Genomic DNA, 3,283 nt, shown 5'->3' with positions numbered 1-3,283 from the left:
CCCACAAGGCCGAGCGACGGGAATCATTCCATGAGCTGTGACTGATGGTCCCACACAAGCCGGCTCATGAAAAGCCGGCTGGCAAAAGCGGCATTTCCACGGGTCTACCGGCCGTTGTCGCCGGCTTGGCGCCCTCACAGCTGGTCGTTGTAGGGTTCCTTTATCTTGCCGACCATGCGGGCCAGCTTCGAGAAAGACGGCATGTCCGCCTCGGGCTGGCACTGGTTGGCGAGTTCCAGCAGCCGGATCGGAAAGTTGACGGCGTCGCGGCTGGATGCGGACATGCCTTCGGATCGCTCCTGGTTGGTTTCGCCGGCCTCGGTCTTCCGCAAGGCCAGGTCGATTTCCTCCGCCGTCAGCACCCCCTTTTGAACCAGGAGGCGGTTGATCGAGGCGACGGCCATCAACAGGCCTTCGAGTTGCAGGTTGGCGACATTCATGGCGATTGCTCCCGTGGCTGGGGTTGAAACGCGCGAGCGGCATTTCCGCTCCAGAAAGGGTGCGGGCGAACGCCTATTCCTGCGTCAGCCGTTCGCCATATTCGCGCCACAGCGCCTTGACCTCCAGGTTGCCGAGGCTGCTGATCGAAACATCCCCACAGCTGATGGCGACGGCGCTGATGTCGTATTGGGGGTAGGCGTTGGCGACGAAACGGATGGCTTCGCCCAGCGAACGCACGCGGATGACTGGATCGGCCTGACCCTGGCCGGTGCTGCGCACGCCGGAAACCGTGGCTTGTGCATGCCGCATCCTGAACACGGATGCCATGGCTGGTCTGTCCATCGTCCTCTCCCACAAGGCCGTGCGACGGGAATCATTCCATGAGCTTCGACGAATGATTTCACACCTGCCGGCTTATGACCAGCCGCCGGCAAAAGCAGGGTTTTATGCGCTTTGCCAGCGTCGGTCAGGCCGGAGTTTCGGCCGAAGTAGGAATTTTTTCTCAGAAAACGGTTGACGGGGTGAGTGCAGCTATGCTACATTTTTGCTCATGGTGCTGAGTTGCGCCACCGACCCGCCGCTGGGGGAGATGTCCGGCAGGACAGAGGGGGGGCGCCAAGGAATGCCATCCTTCGCCCGATGACTCATTTCGCAATCCAAGAGACACCCATGCCCCGCTACGCCACGATCATCACCGACGATGACGGCCAGGAAATCGTCAGCGTCATTGGCCAGTTCGAGGGCGCGGCACCGCAGCCACGCCTGGGGCGTGTCGAGCAGGTCGCGCCCGTCGTAAAGATCGGCATGGTGTGGGATGCGGTCGCCGGGTTCGACCGATTTAGGAATTTTTTCTCAGAAAGCGGTTGACGGGGTGAGTGCAGCTATGCTACATTTTTGCCCATGGTGCTGAGTTGCGCCAACGACCCGCCCCTGAGGCGGGTTTTTTGTTTCTGCCCTTCGTTACGATCACGGCTCCGGTCAGGCAAGCTTCGAGATGATGACGGCCAGTGACGCCAATCTGCCTTCGCTCAGGCTGCGGATGTAGTTCTTGCGTCGCTGCACGAATTCGGCGCCGAGCACGATTTCATTGGCCTGCTGTTGCGCAGGCGAAGGAATGATGCCGGAACTGGCCCTCTGCATCGCCAGTTCGACATGTTCGCCGGTCTCGTCGATGATTTCGTCAATATGGAAGCCCGCGTTGGCGAACAGGGTCTTCAGGGTATCCCGGTCAACAAGGTGGCTGGCTTCCGGTGCAACCGCCCAGGGCAAGGGGTAATTCGGCTCACCGGCAGCCAGCACGGCTTCGGTCCAGATCAGTTTGCCGCCCGGCTTCAGAACGCGAAAAGCCTGCCCGATGACGGCGGCCTTGTCGGCGATGTTCATGCCGACATAGAAGCAGATTGCGGCGTCGAATGTGTTGTCGGCGAAGGGCAGCTTCGCCGCGTCGGCTTCGTGGAAGCGAACCTTGTCGCCAAGGCCGCTGAGCGTGGACAGTCGGCCGGATGCCTCGACAAAGGCTGGTGTGAGGTCGATGCCGTCGACCTGGCAGCCATAGGTGGCGGCCAGGAAGCGCGCCGGGCCGCCAATGCCGCTGCCGATATCAAGAATCCGGTCGGTGGGGGAGGGGGCAAGACGCGCTCCATGGTCTCGCGTGGCGATGAGCTCGCGGCCGTGAAGCTGGTCGAACGGATAAAGCTGCGCGGCGCTGATTTTATCGGATTTCGCATCGGGAATCGCGGCCAATATGCGCTCGACGATGCCGTCGCTGCCGTAATGCGTGGTGACGTTGCTCATGGCTGTCCTCCCTCGAACAGCCAGCTTCCCATCAATGGGTTGTCTCCGCAACGCGCGCTGATTCAGGAGTGTGATTCATGACCCGCTATGCCACGATCATCACCGATGCTGACGGCCAGGAAATCGTCAGCGCCATCGGCGGATTCGAAGGCACTGCGCCGCAGCCACGCCTGGGGCGTGTCGAGCAGGTCGCACCCGGCGTAAAGATCGGCATGGTGCGGGATGCGGCCGGCGACTTTTGTTTTCCGCAGGCCGGCATTGCCGGACCCCTTGTCGGTCTCGTCATGGCGCGGCTCAAGGCACAGACGGCAAAGCCTGCCCAGGGTGCGAAGCCTGCCGGTGCGGCAAGGCCTAAGCGCGTCCAGGGAGCCAAGAAGCGGACCAGGAAGAAATCCGCTCGTTCAAAGAAACCGGCCAGCCGGGCCGGATCGATGCCGAAGCCCGGCATTCCCGCTGCCAACGCCGTGGGTGGCCAGGTCCATGACCGATAAAACCGCAACCAGGCCGACACGCCGCAAGCCGGCGAGACGCAGGCCCGCCGCCAAACCGCCCGCGACGCAGAAGCCGCGCCGCAAGCGCGCCAAGAAAACACTGGGCGACGATTTCCTGGCCGCCGTGCGGGCCGATTTCCGCACACATGGCGCCGGCGTCATTGCCGAGGTGCGGGCCGACAAGCCGGACCAGTATCTGAAGATCGTGCTGTCGGTGCTGCCCAAGGATTTCGATGCCACGATCAACCAAATGGACGGCCTGAGCGATGACGAAATCCGCAGCCGCATCCGCGCCCTCGAGGCCGTCGTCAAGCCGTTCCTCGAAGAGCCCGGCGATGTCCGTGAAGACGGAATATCTGGCGCTGATGGCCGAACTGGACAGACGGCGCCGGACCAATCAACTGGCGGCCTATAGACCGTATCAACGCCAGGCCGAGTTTCACGCAGCGGGCGCCCAGAACCGCGAGCGCCTGTTCATGGCCGGCAACCAGCTCGGCAAGACCAGGGCAGGGGGCGCCGAATGGGCCATGCATCTCACCGGCCGCTATCCCCAGTGG

At 62.7% G+C, this 3,283-nt stretch carries 7 protein-coding genes; 4 read left to right on the top strand and 3 right to left on the bottom strand.

All coding sequences use genetic code 11. The features are described from left to right. Window positions 1-134: 134 nt before the first annotated feature. Both EN750_RS25330 and EN750_RS25325 read right to left on the bottom strand, forming a co-directional pair. Window positions 135-440: a hypothetical protein gene (locus tag EN750_RS25330; protein ID WP_127398150.1), complete on the bottom strand. Its 306-nt coding sequence runs from the start codon at window positions 438-440 to the stop codon at window positions 135-137. Between the two features lie 73 nt (window positions 441-513). After that, window positions 514-783 carry a hypothetical protein gene (locus EN750_RS25325; protein ID WP_127398148.1) on the bottom strand — a complete coding sequence of 90 codons (270 nt, stop codon included), beginning with the start codon at window positions 781-783 and terminating at the stop codon, window positions 514-516. 327 nt (window positions 784-1,110) lie between these two features. Here EN750_RS25325 and EN750_RS25320 point away from each other — a divergent pair, with 327 nt between their 5' ends. Then, window positions 1,111-1,308: a hypothetical protein gene (locus EN750_RS25320; RefSeq protein ID WP_127398146.1), complete on the top strand. Its 198-nt coding sequence runs from the start codon at window positions 1,111-1,113 to the stop codon at window positions 1,306-1,308. Between the two features lie 111 nt (window positions 1,309-1,419). Here EN750_RS25320 and EN750_RS25315 read toward each other — a convergent pair whose 3' ends face one another. Continuing rightward, on the bottom strand, window positions 1,420-2,235 hold the full coding sequence (locus EN750_RS25315; protein WP_127398144.1) for a methyltransferase domain-containing protein: 816 nt from the start codon (window positions 2,233-2,235) through the stop codon (window positions 1,420-1,422). A 77-nt stretch (window positions 2,236-2,312) separates the two neighbouring features. Here EN750_RS25315 and EN750_RS25310 point away from each other — a divergent pair, with 77 nt between their 5' ends. The 3 genes from EN750_RS25310 to EN750_RS25300 all read left to right on the top strand — a co-directional run. Next, a complete protein-coding gene (locus tag EN750_RS25310) occupies window positions 2,313-2,726 on the top strand; it encodes a hypothetical protein (protein WP_127398142.1) in 414 nt (137 codons plus the stop codon). Further along, entirely contained in the window at window positions 2,716-3,141 is a 426-nt protein-coding gene (locus EN750_RS25305; protein ID WP_127398140.1) for a hypothetical protein, read from the top strand. The genes EN750_RS25310 and EN750_RS25305 overlap by 11 nt, the downstream gene beginning before the upstream one ends. After that, the coding region (locus tag EN750_RS25300; protein WP_245482803.1) for a terminase family protein at window positions 3,062-3,283 on the top strand (222 nt) is incomplete at its 3' end. The genes EN750_RS25305 and EN750_RS25300, both read left to right, overlap by 80 nt.

The organism is Mesorhizobium sp. M7A.F.Ca.ET.027.03.2.1, from assembly GCF_003999175.1.
GTDB lineage: Bacteria > Pseudomonadota > Alphaproteobacteria > Rhizobiales > Rhizobiaceae > Mesorhizobium.
This window is presented reverse-complemented; position numbering and strand designations above follow the sequence as displayed.